The organism is Sporosarcina sp. CAU 1771 (assembly GCF_054482775.1).
The window spans coordinates 412081-437206 of sequence record NZ_JBTLRN010000001.1; the positions used below are offsets into that span (position 1 = coordinate 412081).

25 protein-coding genes are annotated in these 25126 nt (G+C 39.9%); all 25 read left to right on the top strand.

The window, feature by feature from the left end:
• Positions 1-95: 95 nt before the first annotated feature.
• Positions 96-680, top strand: a complete 585-nt coding sequence (gene fapR / locus ACXYMX_RS02055) for a transcription factor FapR (protein ID WP_459042550.1) — start codon at positions 96-98, stop codon at positions 678-680.
• Complete coding sequence (plsX, locus tag ACXYMX_RS02060; RefSeq protein WP_459042551.1) at positions 677-1669, top strand: phosphate acyltransferase PlsX; 993 nt, start codon at positions 677-679, stop codon at positions 1667-1669. Before fapR ends, plsX begins: the two co-directional genes overlap by 4 nt.
• Positions 1666-2613 (top strand): ACP S-malonyltransferase, encoded by a 948-nt coding sequence (gene fabD / locus ACXYMX_RS02065; RefSeq protein ID WP_459042552.1) that lies wholly within the window; start codon positions 1666-1668, stop codon positions 2611-2613. The genes plsX and fabD overlap by 4 nt, the downstream gene beginning before the upstream one ends.
• A complete protein-coding gene (gene fabG, locus ACXYMX_RS02070; protein WP_459042553.1) occupies positions 2610-3356 on the top strand; it encodes a 3-oxoacyl-[acyl-carrier-protein] reductase in 747 nt (248 codons plus the stop codon). Before fabD ends, fabG begins: the two co-directional genes overlap by 4 nt.
• A gap of 40 nt (positions 3357-3396) precedes the next feature.
• On the top strand, positions 3397-3633 hold the full coding sequence (locus ACXYMX_RS02075) for an acyl carrier protein (protein WP_459042554.1): 237 nt from the start codon (positions 3397-3399) through the stop codon (positions 3631-3633).
• Positions 3634-3959: 326 nt separating this feature from the next.
• Entirely contained in the window at positions 3960-4724 is a 765-nt protein-coding gene (gene rnc / locus ACXYMX_RS02080) for a ribonuclease III (protein WP_459042555.1), read from the top strand.
• A gap of 2 nt (positions 4725-4726) precedes the next feature.
• Positions 4727-8284: a chromosome segregation protein SMC gene (smc, locus tag ACXYMX_RS02085; RefSeq protein WP_459042556.1), complete on the top strand. Its 3558-nt coding sequence runs from the start codon at positions 4727-4729 to the stop codon at positions 8282-8284.
• A gap of 27 nt (positions 8285-8311) precedes the next feature.
• Entirely contained in the window at positions 8312-9313 is a 1002-nt protein-coding gene (ftsY, locus tag ACXYMX_RS02090) for a signal recognition particle-docking protein FtsY (RefSeq protein ID WP_459042557.1), read from the top strand.
• 69 nt (positions 9314-9382) lie between these two features.
• Positions 9383-9718, top strand: coding sequence for a putative DNA-binding protein (locus ACXYMX_RS02095; protein ID WP_459042558.1), 336 nt, complete (start codon positions 9383-9385; stop codon positions 9716-9718).
• 12 nt (positions 9719-9730) lie between these two features.
• On the top strand, positions 9731-11086 hold the full coding sequence (gene ffh / locus ACXYMX_RS02100; protein WP_459042559.1) for a signal recognition particle protein: 1356 nt from the start codon (positions 9731-9733) through the stop codon (positions 11084-11086).
• Positions 11087-11200: 114 nt separating this feature from the next.
• Complete coding sequence (rpsP, locus tag ACXYMX_RS02105) at positions 11201-11473, top strand: 30S ribosomal protein S16 (RefSeq protein WP_459042560.1); 273 nt, start codon at positions 11201-11203, stop codon at positions 11471-11473.
• Positions 11474-11488: 15 nt separating this feature from the next.
• Entirely contained in the window at positions 11489-11722 is a 234-nt protein-coding gene (locus ACXYMX_RS02110; RefSeq protein ID WP_459042561.1) for a KH domain-containing protein, read from the top strand.
• Positions 11723-12230: 508 nt separating this feature from the next.
• Positions 12231-12746, top strand: coding sequence for a ribosome maturation factor RimM (rimM, locus tag ACXYMX_RS02115; protein WP_459042562.1), 516 nt, complete (start codon positions 12231-12233; stop codon positions 12744-12746).
• A complete protein-coding gene (gene trmD / locus ACXYMX_RS02120) occupies positions 12746-13483 on the top strand; it encodes a tRNA (guanosine(37)-N1)-methyltransferase TrmD (protein WP_459042673.1) in 738 nt (245 codons plus the stop codon). The genes rimM and trmD overlap by 1 nt, the downstream gene beginning before the upstream one ends.
• A 135-nt stretch (positions 13484-13618) precedes the next feature.
• Positions 13619-13966 (top strand): 50S ribosomal protein L19, encoded by a 348-nt coding sequence (gene rplS / locus ACXYMX_RS02125; RefSeq protein WP_459042563.1) that lies wholly within the window; start codon positions 13619-13621, stop codon positions 13964-13966.
• A 127-nt stretch (positions 13967-14093) separates the two neighbouring features.
• Entirely contained in the window at positions 14094-14651 is a 558-nt protein-coding gene (lepB, locus tag ACXYMX_RS02130) for a signal peptidase I (protein WP_459042564.1), read from the top strand.
• A 17-nt stretch (positions 14652-14668) separates the two neighbouring features.
• Positions 14669-15517, top strand: coding sequence for a ribosome biogenesis GTPase YlqF (gene ylqF / locus ACXYMX_RS02135; RefSeq protein WP_459042565.1), 849 nt, complete (start codon positions 14669-14671; stop codon positions 15515-15517).
• Between the two features lie 152 nt (positions 15518-15669).
• The gene (locus tag ACXYMX_RS02140; RefSeq protein WP_459042566.1) at positions 15670-16446 is read left to right on the top strand and encodes a ribonuclease HII; all 777 of its coding nucleotides are present in this window, start codon (positions 15670-15672) and stop codon (positions 16444-16446) included.
• A gap of 1 nt (position 16447) precedes the next feature.
• The gene (locus ACXYMX_RS02145) at positions 16448-18322 is read left to right on the top strand and encodes a hypothetical protein (RefSeq protein ID WP_459042567.1); all 1875 of its coding nucleotides are present in this window, start codon (positions 16448-16450) and stop codon (positions 18320-18322) included.
• Positions 18319-18612 (top strand): FlhB-like flagellar biosynthesis protein, encoded by a 294-nt coding sequence (locus ACXYMX_RS02150; protein WP_459042568.1) that lies wholly within the window; start codon positions 18319-18321, stop codon positions 18610-18612. The genes ACXYMX_RS02145 and ACXYMX_RS02150 overlap by 4 nt, the downstream gene beginning before the upstream one ends.
• A gap of 112 nt (positions 18613-18724) precedes the next feature.
• The gene (sucC, locus tag ACXYMX_RS02155) at positions 18725-19885 is read left to right on the top strand and encodes an ADP-forming succinate--CoA ligase subunit beta (protein WP_459042569.1); all 1161 of its coding nucleotides are present in this window, start codon (positions 18725-18727) and stop codon (positions 19883-19885) included.
• Between the two features lie 18 nt (positions 19886-19903).
• Positions 19904-20806, top strand: a complete 903-nt coding sequence (sucD, locus tag ACXYMX_RS02160; protein WP_459042570.1) for a succinate--CoA ligase subunit alpha — start codon at positions 19904-19906, stop codon at positions 20804-20806.
• Positions 20807-20869: 63 nt separating this feature from the next.
• On the top strand, positions 20870-21772 hold the full coding sequence (gene dprA / locus ACXYMX_RS02165) for a DNA-processing protein DprA (protein ID WP_459042571.1): 903 nt from the start codon (positions 20870-20872) through the stop codon (positions 21770-21772).
• 95 nt (positions 21773-21867) lie between these two features.
• Entirely contained in the window at positions 21868-23940 is a 2073-nt protein-coding gene (gene topA, locus ACXYMX_RS02170) for a type I DNA topoisomerase (protein ID WP_459042572.1), read from the top strand.
• Between the two features lie 281 nt (positions 23941-24221).
• A complete protein-coding gene (gene xerC / locus ACXYMX_RS02175; protein ID WP_459042573.1) occupies positions 24222-25121 on the top strand; it encodes a tyrosine recombinase XerC in 900 nt (299 codons plus the stop codon).
• Positions 25122-25126 lie beyond the last annotated feature (5 nt).

Below are 25126 nucleotides of genomic sequence, written 5' to 3' on the forward strand. Positions count from 1 at the left end.
CTATTAAGGCACCTCCTACTTTTCCTACTTGCAATATACATTCTAACTTTATATACTGTTACTAGTACCAAGTGCTAATCCGGAAGGTGAAACTATTGCGTAAGCCTAAAAAGGAAAGACAACAGCTGCTCGAGGAATTATTAGATGAGAATCCGTTTTTAACTGATGAAGAGCTTTCGGTCCATTTTTATGTGAGTGTCCAAACAATTCGACTGGACAGACTGGAATGCGGGATACCGGAACTTCGTGAACGTTTAAAAAATGTCGCTTCTCGAACGATGACGGGCGAAGTTAAATCATTGCAATCTGATGAAGTAATAGGTGACATTATTGATATGAAATTAGATGAAAGTGCGCTATCTATATTTGATGTGACGACTGATCATGTGTTCCAACGCAACGGGATTGCTAGGGGACATCATCTTTTTGCTCAAGCTAATTCGCTTGCAGTAGCGGTCATGGATGATGATCTCGCTTTAACGGTCAAGTCCCAAATCCATTTTTTGAAACCGGTGAAGGCTGGTAGTCGTGTAGTTGCACGTGCTGAAGTGAAAAAAGAAAGTTCAATGGAAAATAGAACGCTTGTTGAGGTCGTCTCGAAAGTTGGAGATGAAACCGTTTTTACAGGTGAATTTTACATGTACCGAATGACGGATGAAAAGCAGGAGGAAATAAAATGATCATAGCAGTAGATGGAATGGGCGGAGATCACGCTCCTGGTGAAATTATTGCTGGAGCACTTGAAAGTCTAACTACTTTCGATGATATACATATACATATATTTGGTGATGAACAAGCCATGGGCCCTTATTTAAAGGAGCATGAACGCTTAAAAGTGATTCATTGTTCAGAGAGAATTGAAGCAGAAGACGAACCTGTACGAGCGATTCGTAGAAAAAAAGATGCTTCGATGGTTCGTATGGCACAAGCAGTAAAAGATGGTGAAGCTGATGCTGGTGTATCTGCAGGAAATACGGGGGCACTCATGGCTGCCGGACTATTTATTGTCAATCGAATTGAAGGGATTGAGCGCCCTGCTTTAGCCCCAACACTTCCGACAATTGACGGTAAAGGTTTTGTTATGCTAGACCTAGGTGCAAATGCTGATGCTAAGCCAACACATCTAAGCCAGTATGCGATAATGGGAAGCATTTACGCAGAGAAAGTTAGGGGCATAGACAATCCTCGAGTTGGGTTATTGAATATTGGAACGGAAGAAGGAAAAGGCAATGAGCTTACTAGAGCTGCATACGATCTTCTTTCCGAGTTGCCGATTAATTTTATTGGTAATGTAGAATCTAGGGATTTACTAAATGGAATCGCTGATGTTGTTGTAACAGATGGTTTTACAGGAAATATGGTCTTAAAAACAATCGAAGGAACTGCTTCAAGCTTTTTTACTATGTTGAAAGAGGTCTATAGTTCCTCAATGAAATCTAAAATCTCAGCAGCCCTTGTAAAAGATGATTTACGTGGCCTGAAAAAGAAAATGGATTACACAGAGTATGGTGGGGCTGGCCTTTTTGGATTAAATGCACCGATTATTAAAGCGCATGGTTCGTCCAATGCAAATGCAATTTTGAACGCGATTCGACAAGCGAGAACGATGGTAACTTATGATGTTTGTGGAACAATTCGCGAAACGATTGGAAAGGGGCAAGCAGAATGACGAAAGTCGCATTTATTTTTCCGGGACAAGGTTCACAGTCTGTTGGAATGGGAAAAGAATTAGCTGAAAAGTACGTGGAGAGCATGAATTATTTACACAATGCAGATCAAGTACTTGAATTTTCGCTAAGTAAGTTAATTACAGAAGGCCCTCAAGAAGAATTGACGTTAACATACAACGCTCAACCTGCACTTTTAACTGTCGGTACAATGATTGCTTCCAAACTCATCGCAGAAGGAATTACTCCCAACTTTACTGCGGGGCACAGCCTCGGGGAATATACAGCTTTGGTTGTTTCTGGTGTAATGTCGTTTGAAGAAGGAGTTTCAGTAGTACATAAACGTGGGTTGTTTATGAACGATGCAGTGCCTGCCGGTGAAGGTGCTATGGCTGCAATCCTAGGATTAGATAACGACAAAGTGAAAGAAATCACAGATTTGATAACAGCACAAGGAAACGCAGTTCAACCTGCAAACTTGAACTGCCCAGGTCAAATTGTGATTTCAGGAACAAAAGCAGGGGTAGATCAAGCTTGTATTGATTTAAAAGATGCAGGAGCAAGGCGTGCGATACCTCTTGATGTCAGTGGACCTTTTCATTCGTCACTTATGGAACCAGCAGCACAACAACTAAGTGATGCTTTGGATGAAGTAAACATGAACAATGCGACAATTCCAGTAGTAGCGAACGTTAATGCCTCTGTTGTAACTGATCATCTTAAAATTAAAAATCAGCTGGTAGAACAGTTATATTCTCCCGTACTTTGGGAAGATTCAGTACGGATATTAATTGACCAAGGTGTTACTCATTTTGTAGAATGCGGTCCTGGAAAAGTATTAAGCGGTCTCGTTAAAAAAATAGATCGGAAAGTAAACGTTTATTCAGCTTTTGATGAAAAGACAATTCAAGAAGTTATTGAAGCGTCGAAAGGATGGTCAGTATGAGCAGATTCAAAGGAACTTCAGCTATTGTAACAGGAGCATCACGTGGAATTGGCCGTGAAATTGCATTACAACTTGCTAAAGAAGGTATCCGTGTAGCAGTTAACTATAGCGGAAGTAAAGATAAAGCAGATGAAGTGGTTGAACTAATTACTGCAGCTGGCGGAGAAGCATTTGCAATTCAAGCAGATGTGTCAGATTCGGACAGCGTGAAAAACATGATTGATAAGACGTTAGAAGCATTTGGTTCAATTGATATGCTTGTCAATAACGCGGGAATCACAAGGGATAATTTATTAATGCGCATGAAAGAAGACGAGTGGGATGATGTAATTAACATTAACTTAAAGGGTGTCTTTCTTTGTACAAAAGCGGTCACAAGGCAGATGATGAGACAACGTGCTGGAAAAATAGTTAACGTAGCGTCAATTGTTGGTGTTTCTGGAAATCCGGGACAAGCAAATTACGTTGCTGCAAAAGCGGGAGTTATTGGATTTACCAAAACTGCTGCAAAAGAATTATCTGCTAGAAACATTTACGTCAATGCCGTCGCGCCTGGTTTTATTACAACAGATATGACGGATGCATTAAGTGAAGATGTGAAAGAGCAAATGCTTTCGGTTATCCCGTTAGGTAAACTGGGAAGCCCTGAAAATGTGGCTAAGACCGTGCTATTTTTACTCTCAGAAGATGCTGACTATATAACAGGTCAAACGATTCATGTAGACGGCGGAATGGTCATGTAGTATTATCTTTAACGTAAACCATCGAGGGGAGGTGACAAATTTGTCTACAGTACTTGAACGTGTAACTAAAGTAATCGTCGACCGCCTTGGCGTCGATGAAAGTGAAATTAAAATGGAAGCTTCTTTCCGCGATGATCTAGGCGCTGACTCTCTAGATGTTGTTGAACTTGTTATGGAATTAGAAGACGAATTCGATATGGAGATTTCTGACGATGACGCAGAAAAAATCGGAACTGTTGGTGATGCAGTTTCATATATCGAAACAAAAGTGAACTAATCGAAAAAACTATGTAAGTTGAATATATTGTTACGTATATTATCTATGTAAAGGTGTTAAACTGGGTATGCTTAATTGGTAAGACTAGTGATAGCTTTTTACTAGGCTAATCGTGGAATATATTCCTGTGCACCCTTTATAAGTTAGATGAAATTCTTTATTTCAACCTTTATAGTATTTTTTTCGTACCACTTTAAAAGCTTACCGGTTGAGACACTTTCATCCTTTCACTTGAAAGGTATAGAAAGCGTCTCTTTTCCGTTTTGCAGGAATTCATTCAAAAGGTTAAAATATAATCTATCATGAATTGAGAGGCAGGATTGGTAATGACGAGTAAACGCAGTAAAGGAAAACCCACACAAGCGCTCCTTCCAATAGCAGCGCGAAATCGATTTAGTGAATTGCAGCAAAAACTTACGATTACATTTAAAAATAGTTCATTGCTATACAATGCGTTCACCCATTCATCTTATGTGAATGAACATAGAAGAAAAAACTTTACAGATAATGAAAGGTTAGAGTTTTTGGGGGATGCAGTTCTTGAACTCGGCGTATCTCGATTTCTCTATTCAACGGAACCTGGAATGAGTGAAGGAGAATTAACGAAACTAAGAGCTGCAGTTGTTTGCGAACCTGCGCTTGTGAAGTTTGCAAATGAACTTGAGTTTGGTCGTTATGTACTTCTAGGTAAGGGAGAAGAACAAACGGGCGGTAGAATGCGACCTGCACTTCTAGCGGATGTGTTTGAGGCATTTATTGGGGCCTTGTATATAGACCAAGGTATGGAAGAAGTTATTAAGTTTCTTGAAAAGGTAGTTTTTCCAAAAATTACACTCGGTGCTTTTTCGCATGTGATGGACTATAAAAGTAGATTGCAAGAAATCGTCCAACAAACGAATAGTGGGCAACTTCACTATGAAGTTATCGAAGAAAAAGGTCCTGCACATGCGAAAGTGTTTGTTACCGCTGTTCTATTGGGGAGTACAGAACTAGGAAAAGGTAGCGGGAAATCGAAAAAAGAAGCAGAACAGGAAGCCGCCCGTCACGCAATCCAAGAATTAAAGAGGCAACAGTCTGAAGGGGAGAATTAACAGTGTTTCTTAAAAGACTTGAAATTATAGGGTTCAAATCTTTTGCAGAGCGAATTGGAATTGATTTTGTCCCTGGAGTTACAGCAATCGTTGGTCCAAATGGAAGTGGGAAAAGCAATGTTGCGGATGCAATTCGCTGGGTTCTTGGCGAGCAATCAGCTAAATCACTCCGAGGATCGAAAATGGAAGATGTTATTTTTGCAGGCAGTGATTCTAGGAAATCGCTTAATTTTGCAGAGGTTACGCTCATTCTTGATAATACAAAAGGACTTTTCCCGTTAGATTATACTGAAATCAGCGTCAGTCGACGTGTCTTTCGTTCAGGCGAAAGTGTTTATTTATTAAATGGCCAACAGTGTCGTTTGAAGGATATAAATGATGTTTTTATAGACTCAGGTCTTGGCAAAGAAGCTTTTTCGATTATTTCACAAGGACGCGTAGACGAAATTTTAAATAGTCGTCCAGAAGATCGGCGGAGTATTTTTGATGAGGCTGCTGGCGTTTTAAAATATAGAACGAGAAAGAAGAAGGCTGAACATAAACTCTTTGAAACTGCAGATAATTTAGATCGTGTTCTTGATATTCTAAAAGAACTAGAAACGAGAATGGGACCACTTAAAAAAAATGCGGAAGCCGCCGAAAAACATAGCTCACTTTCTGAAGAAATGCATGAAGCAGATAGTACCTTGTTAAATTATGACGCACAAAAACTGCAAGTTGAAATCAAAGAGAAAATGAACGAAGCTCAGAAGTTTCAGCAGACAAATGATGACCTGAAAAAGACAATTGATAGAGCGGAAGAGGAATCAGAGCAATTAAGAGCCCAGCTATCTTCTGTAGATACGAAATTAGATGAATTGCAAAAGAAATTGCTAGAAGTGAGTTCGGAATCAGAAAAGTGGGAGGGAAGACGATTACTTTCCGCTGAAAAAAGGCGAAATGCAGATCAACAACTCGAAAGAATTCAAGGTGAGCTTGATGCTACATTGAAAGAGCAAGAAATTCTTTCAGTGCGCCTGCAAACCGCTTTGGATAACTTAGGAGTTACTAAAGAAAATTATGAAAAAGTTTCAGTTGAAATTGATGATATTTCCCACATATTAAAAAGGTCAGTGAAAGAAACGGAACACGAAATTGAAGAATTGAAATCCCAATATATTGATCGATTGAACGAAGAAGCAACTGTACGTAATGATTTGAAGCATTTAGAAGAAAGACTTGAAGGTGAAAAATCTTCGTCTGAAAAAATGTTGCATCAGACACAATCGTTAAAAGAACATCTTCGAGAACTTTCATCTGATAGAAAAGCGAGAGAAAGCTCATTAATCGAACTAAAACAAACGATGAAAGAAGCAGAGTTGAATCATGTTCAATCGACAAAAGAGTTACGAGAAGCTGAAGCAAATTTAAAGGAGAAGCAAGAACTATTACAAAAAGCATTGAATAAGCAGTATGAAATGCAAGGTCGTATGAAAGCACTTCAAAGTATGGAGGCCGATTTTTCTGGATTCTATTCGGGTGTAAAAGAAGTTTTGATCGCCACTAAGTCTGGAAAGCTTAGGGGAATAAATGGTGCGGTAGCTGAACTCCTATCTGTTGATGGCCCCTATGTAAAAGCTGTTGAGACAGCACTCGGTGGGGCAATGCAACATGTTGTTACTTCAACTGAGGGAGAAGCACGTAAAGCAATTGCCTATTTAAAATCAAGAAATGCAGGTAGGGCGACGTTTCTACCTCTTGATGTTATTAAGCCAAGAAGAATACCGGTTTCAACACTTCAAATAGTTGAAAGACATCCGGATTTTGTAGGGACTGGAGATAGTCTTGTTAGCTCGGACGCTGCTTATCAAACAATTACTGAAAACCTGCTTGGAAATGTACTTGTAGCCTCTTCATTATCTGGAGCTAGTGAAATAGCGAAATCTATAGGGTATCGTTTCCGGGTCGTGACAACGGATGGCGATATTGTCAATGCCGGTGGGTCTCTTACAGGAGGCGGTGTTAAAGGGCAAGCTTCTGTATTTACAAGAAAAGCAGAATTAGAAACTTTGAGAGGTCAACTTGTTCAGATTGCTTCATCTATTGAACGTGGATCAAAAATGATAGGTGATACCAAAATGTCTGTTTCTAAACGGATGCAAGAGACGGAAAGAATTAGGAGTTTATTCGCAACACTTCAACATGAAGCAACTTCAGGAGAGTCACGAATTAGAGAAATGGATATTACTATCCGCACAGTTGAAAGTGAAATTAATTCGGCAGAACTAGGGAGAAAAGGTTCCGAAAATACAGGGACAGCATTAATTGAAAAGAAAAAAGAGTTACATGATCGCCACGTTCTGATAAAGGAAACGCTTGAAAAGTTGAAAGTGGAAGTGGAAACACTTGAGCGATTAGCTGCTAACTGGCGTAAAGAAGAAGCTGCATTAATTAACCAACGAACGGAGTTGCGTGAAAAAGCTGCAGTACTTCGCGAACAAAAAAACCATCAGGAATCTTCAATAACTGATTTGAAACAGACGATTGAAGGAAACAAGAGGAAACTAATTTTATTAAATGAAGAAAAAAGCTATTTCGCTGGAAGTGATGAGGGCGGACAGCTTACTTCACAAGAAATACTTGATCGGATTGAAGTTGCTAAAAAAGACAAAGATAAAACAGCCGAAAAAATAGCGAGAAATAGAGAACGACGCATAGAATTAGTTAAATCTACTGAGGAAAAGGTAGTTAAGCTAAGAAATATACGTGAAGCGATGGACAAATCAAATCGTGCATTGAATGAAGTGACAGTCGGGTTGTCACGACTGGAAGTGAAATTTGAATCTATAACTTCTCGGTTGCTAAATGAATACGGACTATATCCTGATGCCGGGGCGATTGTTAAATTCGATGAGAAAGCTACTAGAGAAAAACTTTCTGAACTCAAGCAAGAATTGTCAGCAATTGGAGTCGTTAACCCGAGTGCAATCGCCGAATTCGCGGAAGTTTCAGAGAGACATGAGTTTTTAACAGAGCAACGGAATGACTTACTCAACGCTAAAAATACACTTCAAGAAGCGATGTCTGAAATGGATGCAGAAATGACGGCACGTTTTTCTTCAACATTTGATGCGGTACAAAGTAGATTCCGAAGTGTATTTAAAGAAATGTTTGGTGGTGGAGATGCTGATTTAATCCTAACCCAACCGAATAAATTACTTGAAACTGGAGTAGATATTGTTGCACGACCACCTGGGAAAAAACTACAGAATCTAAGCCTGTTGTCAGGTGGAGAACGGGCTCTTACAGCTATATCGCTGTTGTTTTCGATCATCGAAGTAAGACCAGTTCCATTTTGTATACTTGACGAAGTAGAGGCGGCACTCGATGAAGCGAATGTCAATCGCTTTAGTAAATACTTAAATAGGTTTTCAGAAAACACGCAGTTCATTGTTGTTACTCATAGAAAAGGAACAATGGAAGGTGCAGACGTCCTCTATGGGATTACGATGCAAGAGTCAGGTGTTTCTAAACTTATTTCGGTCAAAATATCAGAGGTTCCAGCAGAGGCAATGGTGTAATTAGATTAGTAAAGGGAGCGAATAGGTATGTCTTTTTTTAGAAAAATAAAAGAAAAAATTACGGGCGGAAATGAATCCGTAACAGAGAAGTTTAAAGATGGATTGGCTAAGACACGAAACCAGTTTACTTCAAAAGTAAATGATCTTGTAGCTCGATTTAGAGAGATTGATGAAGAGTTTTTTGAAGAACTAGAAGAACTTCTTCTTCAGGCTGATGTTGGATTTGAAACGGTAATGGAGCTTATTGATCAGCTTAAACTCGAAGTACAAAGGAAAAACATCAAAGACACAGCTGGAATACAATCCGTCATCTCTGAGAAGTTAGTGGAGATTTATGAATCTGGTGAAGAAGTTAATGTCGATTTGAATATTCAAGAAGGCGAATTGACTGTAATTCTTATGGTTGGAGTGAACGGGGTTGGGAAAACAACAACGATTGGTAAGTTGGCTTCTCGTCTGATGAAAGAAGGTAAAACTGTTATGCTTGCCGCGGGGGATACGTTTCGTGCTGGGGCGATTGATCAGCTTGTCGTTTGGGGTGATCGAGCAGGTGTCGAAGTCATCCGTCAATCTGAGGGGTCTGATCCTGCGGCAGTCATGTATGATGCAATTCATGCGGCTAAAAACAGGAAAGTAGATGTGCTAATTTGTGATACAGCTGGAAGACTTCAAAATAAAGTCAACTTGATGAATGAATTACAAAAAGTTCATCGTGTCATTAGTAAAGAAGTGGAAGGTGCTCCCCATGAAGTACTTCTTGCACTTGATGCTACGACAGGTCAGAATGCACTTGTTCAGGCTCAGACATTCCAGGAAGCTACAAACGTTACTGGAATTGTACTGACCAAACTTGATGGAACAGCTAAGGGTGGAATCGTCCTTGCAATTCGTAACAAATTAAATATTCCTGTAAAATTTGTGGGCCTTGGAGAAGGGGTAGATGATTTACAACCATTTGATCCTGAGAAGTATGTTTATGGCCTTTTTGCTGATGGTCTGGAGCAAGAATCAGACGAGTTAGACAAGTAAAATCACTTGACGGCTTTTCGCCTTCATACTATGATGTCAGTTATAGAAGTCAATTAAGGGGGAAAACGGATGGCGCTATTAAAAACAACACGCATAAACTTCCTCTTTGATTTTTATCAATCGCTATTGACTGATAAACAAAGACTTTACATGAATTTATATTACCTAGAGGATCACTCCCTAGGAGAAATTGCCGGGGAATTTGGAGTATCAAGGCAAGCGGTTTATGATAACGTTCGTAGAACTGAAATGATGCTTGAAAGTTATGAAGTTAAATTAAATTTATTCACAAAATTTCAAGAGCGTATGATCATTGTTGAGAAGTTAGAAGAATTAATAACTGGTACTGACGAGCAATCGGAAAAGATGAAAAACTTGTTGGTCGCATTAAAAGAATTTGATTAGGAGGCGACAAGCATGGCGTTTGAAGGGTTAGCCGAGCGGCTGCAAGGTACACTTCAGAAGATTAAGGGTAAAGGGTTAATAAACGAAGCTGACGTCAAAGAAATGATGCGTGAAGTTCGCTTCGCCCTTATCGAAGCGGATGTTAACTTAAAAGTTGTTAAAGAGTTTGTTAAAACAGTTAGCGAACGCGCTGTTGGACAAGAGGTTATGAAAAGTTTAACCCCTGGACAGCAAGTTGTGAAAATTGTTAAAGACGAACTAACGAATCTAATGGGTGTGGAACAATCCCAAATCCAATTTGCGAGAAAAGCGCCAACGATTATTATGATGGTTGGTTTGCAAGGTGCAGGAAAAACGACGACTACTGGGAAGCTCTCAGCACTTCTACGGAAACGCCACAACAAGAGCCCACTTCTGGTCGCAGCAGATGTTTATCGTCCAGCTGCAATACAGCAACTTGAAACAATTGGGAAGCAACTAACTATTCCTGTATTTTCAAAGGGGACAGATATTTCACCTGTTGAGATCGTCAAGCAGGCTCTTGTTGAAGCGGAAAAGGAACATAATGATGTTCTCATTATCGATACTGCAGGACGTCTCCACGTGGACGAGGAGCTCATGCAGGAACTAGCAGACATTAGGGACCTAACAAGCCCGGACGAGGTATTTCTAGTCGTTGACGCGATGACAGGTCAAGATGCGGTTAATGTTGCGAAAAACTTTAACGAAACAGTTGGAATTACAGGCGTCATTCTAACAAAACTTGACGGAGATACGCGTGGTGGTGCTGCGCTTTCAATTCGATCCGTAACTGATAAACCAATTAAATTTGTCGGTATGGGAGAAAAAATGGATGAGTTAGAACCTTTTCATCCTGAGCGAATGGCCTCAAGAATTCTTGGCATGGGTGACGTTATGTCCCTCATCGAAAAGGCACAAGAAAATGTTGATGAAGAAAAAGCGAAGGAACTCGAAGAAAAGTTCCGTACACAATCGTTCACTCTCGATGATTTTCTGGATCAGTTGCAACAAGTAAAGAAAATGGGGCCTCTAGATGAATTGCTTAAAATGATGCCAGGTGCCGGAAAAATCAAAGGCCTTGAAAATGCTAAAGTTGATGAAGGGCAAATGTCCCGCGTTGAAGCAGTCATCCAATCGATGACACCGACAGAACGTGTATCACCAGAAATCATCAACGCAAATCGTCGCAAACGAATTGCTAAAGGATCTGGGACAACGATACAGGACGTCAATCGCTTGCTTAAGCAATTTGAAGATATGAAGAAAATGGTTAAACAAATGTCTAACATGCAAGGCAAAGGTAAAAAGAAATCCAAAATGCCTGGTTTAGACGCATTTTTCAAGTGAAATACGGAGTTAAATATAATTAATTTTAGGGTGTTAAGAAAAAACACTTTACAAACAAACAAAACCTTGATAATATAATATCTTGTGTGAAACTATTCGGAGGTGCAATTAAAAATGGCAGTAAAAATTCGTCTTAAACGTATGGGAGCAAAGAGATCTCCTTTCTATCGTATTGTTGTAGCAGATTCAAGATCACCACGTGATGGTCGTCAAATCGTAACTGTAGGAACTTATAACCCAGTTGCAAAGCCTGCAGAGTTAAAAATTGATGAAGAGCTAGCGCTCAAATGGCTTCAGAACGGTGCTCAACCTTCTGACACAGTCCGCAACCTGTTTTCTGACCAAGGTATCATGGAAAAATTCCATAACGCTAAACACGGTAAGTAATCAGGAGGGGTGTACATGAAGCAGCTGGTCGAAACAATTGTTAAACCGTTAGTCGATTATCCGGATGATGTCCGGGTAGAGATGAATGAACAGGAAAGCAGAGTTACGTATAAACTTTCTGTAAATGCCGAAGATATGGGCAAAGTAATTGGAAAGCAAGGACGCGTTGCAAAAGCAATCCGCACTATTGTTTATTCGGCAGCAGGCAGTCACCACGGAAAAAAAGTATATGTCGATATTGTAGATTGACAAAGAAAAGGAAGGAGCTCATGTTCCTTCCTTTTCTTATTCAAAGACTATGTAAAATAACTCTGTTGATAGTAGATAAAGAATTTGTACACTCTTTTTCAAGTGGAGAGGAACGCGTGAAAAATGTCGCTTCGTCGCTTGGTGATGGCCTCCCGTAGTAAGCCCGTCAGAAAGTTCCCTGTCGGTCTTACTACTTCGGCTCACACTTGTCGCTTCTGCGCTGGATCGTGTGGATTCAAGGTTAGAGGCGTCGGGGTAATGGGACAAGAGACATTTGTACACTTGCCAGTTGATTGAAGTGGAAGACGGCGACTCCGGGAGGACAGCGGGTCAGGTGAAACAACAACGGGTTGGTCCACCGCCTGCCCTCCGGAACGCGTCAAGGAAAGATTGGGCTTTATCTTTCCGCACTTCGGGTCTGAAACGGAAATCAACAGCACTATTGTGTAATAAGCTTTATCAACATTATTATTTAACAGAGCTTATTCAAAAAAGGATGGTGGAATCGATGAATTGGTATAATGTCGGTAAGATTGTGAATACGCACGGTATCAAGGGTGAAGTACGCGTTGTTTCGTATACTGATTTTAGAGAAGAACGCTACGCAATCGGGAATAAGCTAGCACTTTTTATGCCCGATAATCCAAAGCCAATCTACTTAGTAGTGGCAACGCATAGACAACATAAAAATTTCGATTTATTAACATTTGAAAATCATCCCAATTTGACAGACGTTGAAAAATACAGGGACGGCATCATAAAGATTTCAGAAAATCAGTTAGAAGAACTTGATGAAGGTGAATTTTATTATCACGAAATATTGGGATGTACTGTTGTTACAATGGACGACGTAGTTATTGGTAAAATTACCGATATTTTAGAAACAGGCGCAAATGATGTATGGACTGTAACACCGGAAAAAGGGAAAGCGCAATATATACCTTATATTGAAGATGTAGTAAAAGAAATTGACATAGACAATAAAAAAGTTAAAATTGATCCGATTGAAGGATTGCTTTCATGATGAAAATTGATGTCCTTTCATTATTTCCAGAAATGTTTGAGGGAGTTCTTCATTCATCGATTATGAAAAAAGCACAAGTAAATGAAGCTGTAAATTTTAATGTGACAGATTTTCGTGATTACTCCACCGATAAACACCATAAAGTGGACGACTATCCTTATGGTGGAGGAGCAGGAATGGTACTAAAACCTGAGCCGCTTTTTGCTGCTGTAGAAGCTATAACAAGTGAAACAGAAAAAAAACCACGTGTCATTCTCATGTGTCCCCAAGGGGAGCGATTTACGCAAAAGAAAGCAGAAGAACTTGCAGCTGAAGAACATTTGGTTTTCATTTGTGGTCATTATGAGGGATACGATGAACGCATTCGTGAAGTGTTAGTTACGGACGAGTTATCATTAGGTGACTTTGTGCTGACAGGTGGAGAGATCGCATCGATGGCTATCATTGATAGTGTAGTTCGACTCTTACCGAACGTACTTGGAAATGTGGATTCACCTGTGTTGGATTCATTTTCAACAGGTCTTCTCGAGCATCCTCAATACACACGCCCCGCTTCTTTTAAAGGCATGGAAGTTCCGGCAGTTCTTCTTTCGGGGAATCATGCAAAAATTGATCAATGGCGTGAAGAGCAATCTCTTATACGTACGTATAACAGAAGAAAAGATTTGCTCGTAAATGCTCCGCTTACCGATCATCAACGTAAACTACTTGCTAAGTTAGAAAGAGAAAATAAATAAGAAATGTATCTTGCATGAATGTCTGTATTGTGATAACATCTTCTATGTACTTCTATGTGAAAGAAGTACATACTGACCGATGTTCCGCTGCGACGAATTGTATGCAAGAGCATCTGCGGATAAGGAGAGAAAAACATGCAAAATATTATCACAGCAATTACTCAAGATCAGCTTCGTACTGATCACCCAGAATTTCGTCCAGGAGACACAGTTACTTTACACGTAAAAGTTGTTGAGGGAACGCGCGAGCGTATTCAACTCTTTGAAGGTGTAGTTATTCAACGCCGCGGTGGAGGAATTAGCGAAACGTTCACGGTTCGTAAAATCTCTAATGGTGTAGGTGTTGAGCGTACATTCCCTGTACACACGCCGAAAATTGTAAAACTTGATGTTGTACGTCGCGGTAAAGTACGTCGTGCTAAATTGTACTACCTACGTAGCCTGCGCGGTAAAGCTGCACGTATTAAAGAAATCAGAAGATAATAAATGCGTAAGCGCTCGTTCAGCTTGCGAGAGATCCGGAGGCCATCAACAAGAGGCCTCCTTTCTTTTTGCCTCAAAATTGAATAGACTGTACAATAAGAGAAGTACGATGTGGGGGGCTCTAGTTATGGAAGAAAAAAAGACTAAAAACGAAACGTGGGAATGGATTAAAGCACTCCTAATCGCTTTTGGACTCGCTGCGATTATTCGAGTATTTCTATTTACGCCGATTGTCGTAGACGGAATATCCATGATGCCGACACTTGCTGATGGTGACCGAATGGTTGTCAATAAAATTGGATACACGATTGGAGAGCCTAAACGGTTTGACATAGTTGTTTTCCATGCGGAAGTACAAAAGGATTATATTAAACGTGTCATTGGGTTACCAGGCGATGAAATTGAATATATAGATGATATGTTGTATGTAAACGGAGAACCTTTTCCGGAGCCGTATTTGGATCAATACAAAGCGGAAATACCCGACGCTCCCCTGACTGAAGACTTCAAACTTGAAGATAAAATTCAAAGCCAGACAGTTCCTGAGGGATACGTGTTTGTCATGGGAGATAATCGAAGAAAAAGCAAGGACTCTAGACATATCGGAGCAGTATCGATAGACGAGATTATTGGCAACTCAAACTTGATCTTCTGGCCGATAAAAGATTTCGGTATCGTCAAATGACGGAAGGGGATAAGAATATGACAATTCAATGGTTCCCTGGACATATGGCGAAAGCACGTAGGGAAGTAACAGAAAAACTAAAGCTAGTAGATATTGTATTTGAATTAATCGATGCACGTCTACCACTATCTTCAAGAAATCCAATGATTGATGAGGTAATCAATCAAAAGCCAAGACTACTGATTTTAAATAAAATGGACCTTGCGGATGATAAAGAAACGAAGAAATGGCTTCAATACTTTGAAGAACGAGAGATGCGAGCAATCGCCATCAATTCATTCGAAGGAAAAGGTATGCAATCTGTAATGAAAGCTGCAAAAGAAGTGCTGGAACCTAAATTGGCGCGAATGCGTTCAAGGGGCATAAGACCTGGTGCGATTCGAGCGATGATTGTCGGAATTCCTAACGTTGGTAAATCAACACTAATCAATCGTCTAGCGAAAAAGAACATCGCTAAAACGGGCAATTCTCCAGGCGTAACAAAAGCGCAACAGTGGATAAAGTTCGGTAAAGAACTTGAGTTATTGGATACGCCCGGAATCCTTTGGCCTAAATTTGAAGATAAAGAAGCTGGATATAAACTCGCTTTGACAGGTGCAATTAAAGATACGTTACTAAATATGGAAGACCTTGCAGTATACGGACTCAGTTTTCTTGAAGCTCATTATCCAAATCGTCTTCAGGAAAGATATAATTTAACTTCAGTCGAAAGCATGAGTGTTATTGATGTTTTAACAACGATTGGTGAACGTCGAAATGTTTATACAACAGGTAATGAAATTGATTTTGACAAAGTATCCGAACTTGTTGTTCGAGAAATTCGAAGCGAGCTTCTGGGGAAACTAACGTTTGACTTTGTTGACTAGTTTTCATAAATTGAATTGACCGATGCCTATGGAGAAAAATCCCCAGGTAATCGGTCTTTTATATTATAAGGGTCTAAAAAGTCCTTTCGTTACCGATATAATGGGTAAGGGATTGGATTGGTTAAATCGAGATTGCATGAAGGGTGATTGACATGAAAACAGTTAAGGAAATCTCAGATAAATTACAAAATACAATCGAACATGAACCATGGATGGATGAACTCATTCACGATGCTCGAGCAGGCGTAAAAAATGCCCTTGCTAGATGGCAACGCCAATATACCAAAAGAGATCTGATTAAGAAAGAGCACGAAGCTAAAATATCGTTTGACAGGTCCTATGCGCCGCATGAGGGTGCTTTTGTTGCGGGAGTGGATGAAGCTGGGCGCGGTCCGTTAGCGGGGCCTCTGGTGACGGCAGTCGTGATTCTGCCAGAGGATGTGCCAGAACTTATAGGGTTAGATGATTCTAAAGCTATATCGAAAGTTAATAGAGAGCAATTTGCTGAGGAAATTCGGAAAGTAGCGATTGCTTATTCAATACATATTCAGCCAATTGAACAAATAGAGTCATTAAATATATATGCAGCAACCAAAGAGTCGATGGAAACCGCTGTGAAATCGCTTGATGTCCAACCTGATTTTGTAATTGCGGATGCTATGAGTCTAAATGTAAACTGTAAAACAGCTTCGGTTGTGAAGGGAGATGCGAAGAGTTTGGCAGTTGCAGCTGCATCTATATTGGCGAAAACAACAAGGGATACAATAATGGATGAGTTACATCTGCAATATCCTGTATACAATTTCGCTAAAAATGCTGGATACGGAACGGCTGAACATTTAGATGCGTTGGCTGAATTTGGTCCGTGTATACATCATCGGAAAAGTTTTGAACCAATTAAGTCACTACTGATTGAAAGGGGTATGTAGATTGAGCTTTCCCACATTGTCCAACGCTTCAATAAATATGCCTGTGACGACCGGTGGTGGACCTCTTGTTTTGAAAGAAGGGCAAATGATTCATGGTCAGATTAAACAGTTGTTTCCTGGACAAATGGCAGAAATTCAAATTGGTAACCAAAAATTACATGCGAAGCTTGAAGTCCCGATGAAAGCAGGCGATTCATACTATTTTCAAGTGAATTCTGTCAAACCTGAATTGCAGCTAAAGATTATATCTGGTCCATTAGAATCATCGGAAGCACAACCGCGCCAGTTAACGAGACTAATGGATGCGATGCAATTACCTAAATCAACGGAAATGAAGGAACTTCTTTCGTTCGTTCTTAAAAATAAAACTCCAATTACAAGAGAAGCGCTACTGCAAGCCGAGATGTTATTAAAAACGGTTCCGCCATCATCACGTGCGGAAGCTCTCTCTACTTTAGAGAAAATAATCGAACTAAAATTGCCACTATCAGAAACAGTTTTCCGCTCCCTAATTGGTGTCGAATCAAAAGAAGGGTTACATACAGTGCTAAATGCACTGAAACTCCAATTGGGAAAAGACACGTCGATACCTTTGCAACTGAAAGAATCGATACTTGCGTCGCTTGGTAATGTTGATAAACCATTTGTTGAGGCGACAGGTAGAATGATCCTTAGTCAATCTTTATTGACGTTGCTGAATCCGACAGAAAGTGTCGATTCACGCTTTGCATCCGTTCAATTATTAAAGAGTGCAAACCTTCTACCTCAACAAGCATCATTAGCCAATGTTCAACAAATTTTAACAGCACTTTTGACAGAAGGAAGTGCGCTAGCGGATGCAAAGCACTCAAATATGCAATCGTTGTTAAAGGAAATAAGTGTAGCTCCGGAAAGTACAGTAAAGGGGTTGCGTTCTCAGATGACAGGATTGATTGCATCTGATACGACTAATAGTCCTGGAAATAAGGAAATACTTAATTCGCTTATTGATCGCGCATCAAGTACTACTCAATTTGTTCGCGATTTTGGACAAGCGCTCGCCCGGATTACTGCGGAGAATGTAATCGCTTCACCGTTCGCACATGTAACGCAGCAAAGAGAAACGGGGGACCAACTTCTTCGCTTAATTGCCCAGCAGAATCAACCTGCAGTACTTGAAAAATTAGCCTTATTAGTTCGCAACGCGGAGCAGTCTAACAATCCTGTTATCCAGGCGCAAGTACGAAACGCTGAGGTGGCAGTCGCAACTGCAATAGACGGTAATGCAGTTAAGGAAGCGATTCAGTTGGTTGTACGATCGCTAGGTATGAATTACGAGGCAGGAATGTTGAATAGGGATGCTAACCTCACACAACTCACGGATTCATTGAAGCCTCAGTTGATAGCTTTGATGCATGATAGCTCAGTATCACAAGCGGTAAGAGACAGTGCAGAGGTCGTTGTTACTAGGCTGAATGGTCCGCTTTTGGCATCAGGAGAAACAGGCGTTCAACATCAACTAGTTATGCAAGTTCCCTTGGATTTTTTCGGGAAACGTATTGACGCGACTTTGCAATGGACCGGTAGAATGAAAGAGGATGGTAAAATTGACTCGGATTTTGCCAGAATTCTTTTCTATTTGGATCTACATTCACTAAATCAGACAATTATCGATATGCAAGTACAAAATCGGATAGTGACTGTGACTATCTTTAACGCAGACGCAAACTTAAAAGTAATCGGTTTGCCAATTCAAGAATCATTGAAAAAAGGTTTGGAAGCTACGGGCTATAAACTATCAGGTGTGTTTTTCAAAGAGTACCAAGAAGAGCAGGTTATTGAGACAACAAGGAATCAAGGGGTAGTGAGCGATCAAGGAGTGGATTTTCGCATATGAAAAATGAACGGCATATACGTAAAGAGGCGGTCGCACTTTCCTATGATCCGAGTTCAAACAATGCGCCAAAGGTCGTTGCAAAGGGAAAAGGAAAGATTGCAGAAAACATTATGGAAAAAGCAAAGAAATACGATATACCGATTCAAGAAGACCCTAGCTTAATAGAAATACTGGGGCAACTAAACATTGATGAATCAATACCTGAAGAATTATATAAAGCAGTATCAGAAGTGTTTGCCTATATTTATCATGTCGATAAAGAACACGCTCTTAGGAAAACGACAAAGTAACGTGATGCATTTTTCGACATATAAGATACAAGTGTAGACATTGTGTGACATCTTTATTACAATGGATAAGGCACTAAATAATAGAGTTACAAGTTCGATTGGAGGATGTAAGATGAATATCCATGAGTATCAAGGCAAGCAGTTGTTAAGAGATTACGGGGTAGCTGTTTCTACAGGAATAGTTGCATTTTCTCCTGAAGAGGCTGTTAAAGCCGCGAAACAACTTACACCAGGTGTATACGTTGTAAAAGCACAAATCCATGCAGGTGGACGAGGTAAAGCAGGCGGAGTCAAAATTGCAAAAACTTTTGATGAAGTTCAAGCTTATGCAAAAGAATTGCTTGGTAAGATTCTTGTAACAGAGCAAACAGGTCCTGAAGGTAAAGAAGTTAAGCGACTTCTTATCGAAGAAGGGTCAAATATCGAGAAGGAATACTATATTGGTCTTGTTCTCGATAGCGCAACAGACCGTGTAACATTGATGGGTTCTGAAGAAGGTGGAGTAGATATTGAAGCAGTTGCTGAAGCTACGCCAGAAAAAATCTTCAAAGAAATCATTGATCCAGTAGTTGGATTAACTGGATTCCAAGCTCGTCGTATGGCATTTAACATGAATATCCCTACGAAACTTGTAAACCAAGCAGTGAAGTTCATGTCTGGTCTTTACAAAGTATTCATTGAAAAAGACGCATCTACAGTTGAAATTAACCCATTAGCTGTTACAGCTGAAGGTGGACTTTTAGCGCTCGATGCTAAGTTTAACTTTGACGAAAGTGCGCTTTTCCGTCATAAGGACATCGTTGAGCTACGTGATTTCGACGAAGAAGATCCAAAAGAAATCGAAGCGTCGAAATATGACTTAAGTTATATTTCATTAGACGGAAATATCGGTTGTATGGTTAACGGAGCAGGATTAGCAATGGCTACGATGGATACCATTAACTATTACGGCGGATCACCCGCAAACTTCCTTGACGTTGGGGGCGGTGCGACTGCTGAAAAAGTTACAGAAGCATTCAAAATCATTTTATCTGATGAGGCTGTTAAAGGGATTTTCGTTAACATCTTCGGCGGAATTATGAAGTGTGATGTTATTGCAGAAGGCGTAATCGCTGCTGCTAAAGAGGTTGGTCTTCAAGTACCACTAGTTGTACGTCTTGAGGGTACTAACGTTGATAAAGGTAAAGCATTATTGAATGAATCAGGACTTAATATCATCGCTGCTGGATCAATGGCGGATGGTGCACAAAAGATTGTTGAACTCGTAGGCTAAGAAAGGCAGGGACAAACGATGAGTATTTATATTAATAAAGATACAAAAGTTATCGTACAAGGAATTACCGGCGCAACAGCGCTTTTCCATACGAAAGAAATGCTTGACTACGGAACGAAAATTGTTGCGGGCGTTACTCCGGGTAAAGGCGGTACTGAAGTAGAAGGTGTTCCTGTTTTCAACACAGTTGAAGAAGCAGTAAAAGCGACTGGTGCAAACGTTTCAGTAATTTATGTACCAGCACCATTTGCAGCAGACGCAATCATGGAAGCTGTAGATGCTGACCTTGATATGGCTATCTGTATCACTGAGCATATTCCGATCTTGGATATGGTTAAAGTGAAGCGCTATATGGTTGGAAGACATACACGTCTAATGGGACCAAACTGTCCAGGTGTTATCACATCTGACGAGTGTAAGATTGGTATTATGCCAGGATACATTCATACAAAAGGTCACGTAGGTGTTGTATCTCGTTCAGGTACGCTAACATATGAAGCAGTTCATCAGTTATCACAAGCAGGAATCGGTCAAACGACTGCTGTTGGTATCGGTGGAGACCCTGTTAACGGGACAAACTTCATTGACGTTCTTAAAGAATTCAACGAAGACCCTGAAACATATGCAGTTGTTATGATTGGTGAAATCGGCGGAACTGCTGAAGAAGAAGCTGCTGAATGGATTGCTGCAAACATGAAGAAGCCAGTTGTTGGTTTCATCGGTGGACAAACAGCTCCTGAAGGTAAGCGTATGGGTCACGCAGGTGCAATTATCTCTGGTGGTAAAGGGACTGCAGCTGAGAAAATTAAAGCGTTAAACGCAGCTGGTGTTCAAACGGCTGATACTCCATCAGTAATCGGAGAAACACTAATTAAAGTAATTAAAGAACAAGGTATTTACGATCAGTGTAAAACTCATTAATATAAAAAATGCGGCGTATCTATTTGATACGCTGCTTTTTTACATAAAAAGAGGAGGCATAAATTGAAACTAACAGATGCAGAGAAGCGACTTTTAGCGCTCCATTATTTATTTCCTGTTCCCGCAAATCGCCTAAATAATCTTTACGAAATGGATCCAAACTTGGAAAGTATTCATTTATATTCAGTGAAAAAGCTTGCTGAAATACTTAAGATTCCATACGAGAAAGCAATGAAAATAAAGGCGAATCTAATTGAAAATCATACAACGCCGTATGAAGAATTATATGAACAACACCAAATTATCCCCATCCCATTTACCCACACTTTATATCCAAAACAACTGTTGACGCAAGTCGATCCCCCAGCCGTTCTTTATTCCAAAGGAAATATTAATTATTTAGTTGAACACTATAAAGTGGCTATTATTGGGTCACGAAAAGCTACAACTTATTCAAAAGAGGCAATGTCATTGATTGTTCCCCCGCTTGTGGAAAATAATCTAGTAATCGTTTCTGGGCTTGCAAAAGGAGCGGACACAATGGCTCATCATGCCGCTATTCGATATGGTGGGAAAACAATTGCTGTACTTGGACATGGGTTATTTCATCTTTATCCAAAAGAAAATCATAAATTAGCAAAGGAAATCGCTTCAAATCATCTCCTAATTACGGAATACCCTCCCTATGTAAAGCCTGAACGGTGGACTTTTCCAATGCGGAACCGTATCATTAGTGGGTTGTCAGACGCAATAGTAGTTACCGAGTCTACTTATAAAAGTGGTACCATGAGCACAGTTGAACATGCACTTGATCATGGTAAAGATGTCTATGCAGTTCCTGGTCCGGTTACATCCGAACTATCTACAGGACCAAATAGGCTTATAGATGAAGGTGCGAAGCCATTATGGAATGGTTTTCAAATCACCGAATCATTTGTAAATCGGAAAGAATTCACACAACATTGATGAAAAGTTTGCTTTTTCAAAGAATCTAGTATACATTTTGCAACAGATATTCTTTTTAGGAATAAATACGGAACCTCTATAAGGAGGACAATTTAATGGCAGATTTTCTAGTGATTGTAGAGTCCCCTGCAAAAGCGAAAACAATTGAACGCTATCTTGGGAAAAAATATATCGTCCGAGCTTCGCTTGGGCACTTACGCGATTTACCACGAAGTCAAATGGGTGTAGATACTGAAAATAACTATGAACCTAAATATATTACAATACGTGGTAAAGGTCCGATTCTTCAAGAGTTAAAAAAAGAAGCGAAAAAAGTCAAGAAAATCTATCTCGCGGCTGACCCCGACAGAGAAGGAGAAGCAATTGCTTGGCATTTAGCGAATCAGTTAGGCGTAGATATCGAATCGGATTGTCGCGTTGTATTTAATGAAATTACAAAAGACGCGATTAAAGCATCCTTTAAGAATCCTCGTCCTATTAATATGGATCTTGTAGATTCGCAGCAAGCAAGAAGAATTCTTGACAGATTAGTTGGATATAATATCAGCCCGATTTTATGGAAAAAAGTAAAGAAGGGTTTATCCGCTGGAAGAGTTCAGTCCGTAGCTTTGAGGTTAATTATTGATCGTGAAAATGAAATAAATGCGTTTGAGCCGGAAGAATATTGGAGTATTTCTGCTCGAATTCAAAAAGGTAAATCTGAATTCGATGCGACGTTTTTCGGAGAAGGTAAGAAAAAAGTAAAGTTGTCGAACAAGGAACAAGTCGATGAAGTCCTTGGGAAGTTACAAGGAGATACGTTTGACATTGATAAGGTAGTCAAAAAGGAACGAAAAAGAAATCCTGCGCTTCCATTCACTACTTCTTCATTACAACAAGAAGCCGCTCGAAAACTAAACTTCCGAGCTCGAAAAACAATGATGATTGCACAGCAATTATATGAAGGGATTAATATTGGTAAAGAAGGAAACGTAGGTCTCATAACGTACATGAGAACAGATTCTACAAGAACTTCGGATACTGTGAATGAAGAAGCAAAATCCTTCATTGAAACTATGTACGGTGAAGAATTTTTAGCGAAAGCAAAACCGGTTGCGAAGAAAAACACAAAAACACAAGATGCTCATGAGGCTGTCCGTCCAACCTCTGTTATGCGTCCACCAGCTGCAATGAAAGCTGTATTGTCACGCGACCAATTAAGGTTATATAAACTAATCTGGGAACGCTACCTTGCGAGTCAGATGGCGCCAGCGGTACTAGATACCGTTTCGGTGGACCTTGTAAATAATGGTGTAATGTTTAGGTCTACAGGTTCCCAAGTGAAGTTTCAAGGGTTTATGAAAGTATATATCGAAGGTGACGACGACAAAGAAGAAGAGAAAGATCGGATTCTGCCTCCTTTAGAAGAAGGGGAAAAAGTAAAGTATGCAGAAATAGATCCTAAGCAGCACTTCACTCAACCACCGCCGAGATATACAGAATCACGTCTTGTAAGAACGCTTGAAGAATTAGGAATAGGAAGACCTTCTACTTTTGCACCAACGTTAGACACAATCCAAAAGCGTGGGTATGTGGTCCTTGATGCGAAACGATTTATGCCTACAGAACTGGGGGGGATTGTCCACCAGGCTGTAAATGAATACTTCCCGAATATTATTGATGTTGAATTCACGGCGCAAATGGAACGTGAACTTGACGAGGTAGAAGAAGGAAGCAAAAAGTGGGTAAAAGTAATTGATGATTTCTACTTAGATTTCGAGAAGCATGTTGAATTTGCAGATGCTGAAATGGAAAAAATAGAAATCAAAGATGAACCAGCAGGCGAAGATTGTGAAAAATGTGGATTGCCAATGGTATATAAGTTGGGCCGTTATGGAAAATTCATGGCGTGTTCAGGCTTTCCAGATTGCCGAAACACAAAAGCAATCATTAAACCGATTGGTGTCACATGCCCAACTTGTAAAGAAGGCCAAGTTGTGGAAAGAAAAAGTAAAACTAGAAGAATCTTTTTCGGCTGTGATCAATACCCAGAGTGTGAGTATGTCTCATGGGACAAACCAGTTGCAAGACCGTGTCCGAAATGTGATAATAGTCTAGTTGAGAAGAAAACGAAAAAAGGTGTACATGTTCAATGTACAGAATGCGATTATAAGGAAGACGTACAATAGATTTGTGAGTCTAACCGCGAATTGAATAACGATATCGTGTATGTTTGTTTCATTACAGCTGTCGAAATATGTAGTGTTGTTTTTTAGACACAATTCGATGGGCGAGTACCGGAAAGAAATTTGGGCATTATTTGTTGTCTACGCCTAGTTACTGTGGGAAAAAGGTCTGTATAATAGAACAAGTTGATAAATCGGTCACGCTATTAGGCTAATCATCTTGATTGCGGAAAGCTTCTGAATTTTGTATAATTTAGAAGCTTTTCCTTATGGGAGTGAAGTGTGTGAGAATCGACTCTTCAATTATCCGAAATGAATATATTGCATATGTTAGACTTGAGAGAAATTTTTCGCCATTAACAGTTGCAGAATATGAAAAAGATGTAGATGAGTTTCTTCTGTTTTTAAAGACAGAAGGAATTGTTGAATTAAATGAGGTTACATATCCTGAAGCGAGGCTTTATGTAACGGTATTATACGATAATGGTTTGTCTAGGAATACAATCTCTAGAAAAATTTCCTCTATACGCTCCTTTTTCAGATTCGCTAATGCTAGATATCAAATTAATGACGCTTCTTTTAGATCCCTTCATCATCCCAAAAAGGAAGAACGACTACCTGCTTTTTTTTATGAAGAAGAAATGGAACAATTATTTTCATCTTGTGAAGGTGAGGATAAGAAGTCACTTCGGGACCGTGCGATTCTCGAATTACTCTATGCGACTGGTATTCGTGTAAGTGAATTAACATCGATAAAAATGAACGACATCGACGATCATTTAGGAATTGTATTAGTAATGGGAAAAGGAAGAAAAGAGCGCTACGTCCCATTTGGAAGTTTTGCCCAACAGGCGCTTGATTCGTATAGAACGCTGAGTCGTCCCCAATTAATGAAAAGTAAAGAACACGAAATGTTATTCGTTAATTTACGTGGAGATCCCCTCACGGATCGTGGCGTGCGTTATGTACTTAGTGCAATGGTTGAACAGGCTTCACTACATTCAAAAATATATCCACATATGATACGTCATTCGTTTGCGACACATTTACTTGCAAGCGGCGCGGATATGAGGACAGTTCAGGAACTCTTAGGGCATGCACACCTTTCTTCGACGCAAGTATATACACATATAACTAAGGAACATTTAAGGAAAACGTATATGAATACTCACCCAAGGGCATAAGGAGG

What these genes read in the sequence shown, in the direction of transcription:
- rimM (WP_459042562.1), top strand. Translation starts at nt 12,231, where the DNA reads ATGAATTGGTATAATGTCGGTAAGATTGTGAATACGCACGGTATCAAG.
- rplS (WP_459042563.1), top strand. Translation starts at nt 13,619, where the DNA reads ATGCAAAATATTATCACAGCAATTACTCAAGATCAGCTTCGTACTGAT.
- ftsY (WP_459042557.1), top strand. Translation starts at nt 8,312, where the DNA reads ATGTCTTTTTTTAGAAAAATAAAAGAAAAAATTACGGGCGGAAATGAA.
- plsX (WP_459042551.1), top strand. Translation starts at nt 677, where the DNA reads ATGATCATAGCAGTAGATGGAATGGGCGGAGATCACGCTCCTGGTGAA.
- ACXYMX_RS02150 (WP_459042568.1), top strand. Translation starts at nt 18,319, where the DNA reads ATGAAAAATGAACGGCATATACGTAAAGAGGCGGTCGCACTTTCCTAT.
- lepB (WP_459042564.1), top strand. Translation starts at nt 14,094, where the DNA reads ATGGAAGAAAAAAAGACTAAAAACGAAACGTGGGAATGGATTAAAGCA.
- rpsP (WP_459042560.1), top strand. Translation starts at nt 11,201, where the DNA reads ATGGCAGTAAAAATTCGTCTTAAACGTATGGGAGCAAAGAGATCTCCT.
- ACXYMX_RS02110 (WP_459042561.1), top strand. Translation starts at nt 11,489, where the DNA reads ATGAAGCAGCTGGTCGAAACAATTGTTAAACCGTTAGTCGATTATCCG.
- ACXYMX_RS02140 (WP_459042566.1), top strand. Translation starts at nt 15,670, where the DNA reads ATGAAAACAGTTAAGGAAATCTCAGATAAATTACAAAATACAATCGAA.
- ffh (WP_459042559.1), top strand. Translation starts at nt 9,731, where the DNA reads ATGGCGTTTGAAGGGTTAGCCGAGCGGCTGCAAGGTACACTTCAGAAG.
- ACXYMX_RS02095 (WP_459042558.1), top strand. Translation starts at nt 9,383, where the DNA reads ATGGCGCTATTAAAAACAACACGCATAAACTTCCTCTTTGATTTTTAT.
- sucD (WP_459042570.1), top strand. Translation starts at nt 19,904, where the DNA reads ATGAGTATTTATATTAATAAAGATACAAAAGTTATCGTACAAGGAATT.
- fabG (WP_459042553.1), top strand. Translation starts at nt 2,610, where the DNA reads ATGAGCAGATTCAAAGGAACTTCAGCTATTGTAACAGGAGCATCACGT.
- sucC (WP_459042569.1), top strand. Translation starts at nt 18,725, where the DNA reads ATGAATATCCATGAGTATCAAGGCAAGCAGTTGTTAAGAGATTACGGG.
- fabD (WP_459042552.1), top strand. Translation starts at nt 1,666, where the DNA reads ATGACGAAAGTCGCATTTATTTTTCCGGGACAAGGTTCACAGTCTGTT.
- topA (WP_459042572.1), top strand. Translation starts at nt 21,868, where the DNA reads ATGGCAGATTTTCTAGTGATTGTAGAGTCCCCTGCAAAAGCGAAAACA.
- trmD (WP_459042673.1), top strand. Translation starts at nt 12,746, where the DNA reads ATGAAAATTGATGTCCTTTCATTATTTCCAGAAATGTTTGAGGGAGTT.
- rnc (WP_459042555.1), top strand. Translation starts at nt 3,960, where the DNA reads ATGACGAGTAAACGCAGTAAAGGAAAACCCACACAAGCGCTCCTTCCA.
- ylqF (WP_459042565.1), top strand. Translation starts at nt 14,669, where the DNA reads ATGACAATTCAATGGTTCCCTGGACATATGGCGAAAGCACGTAGGGAA.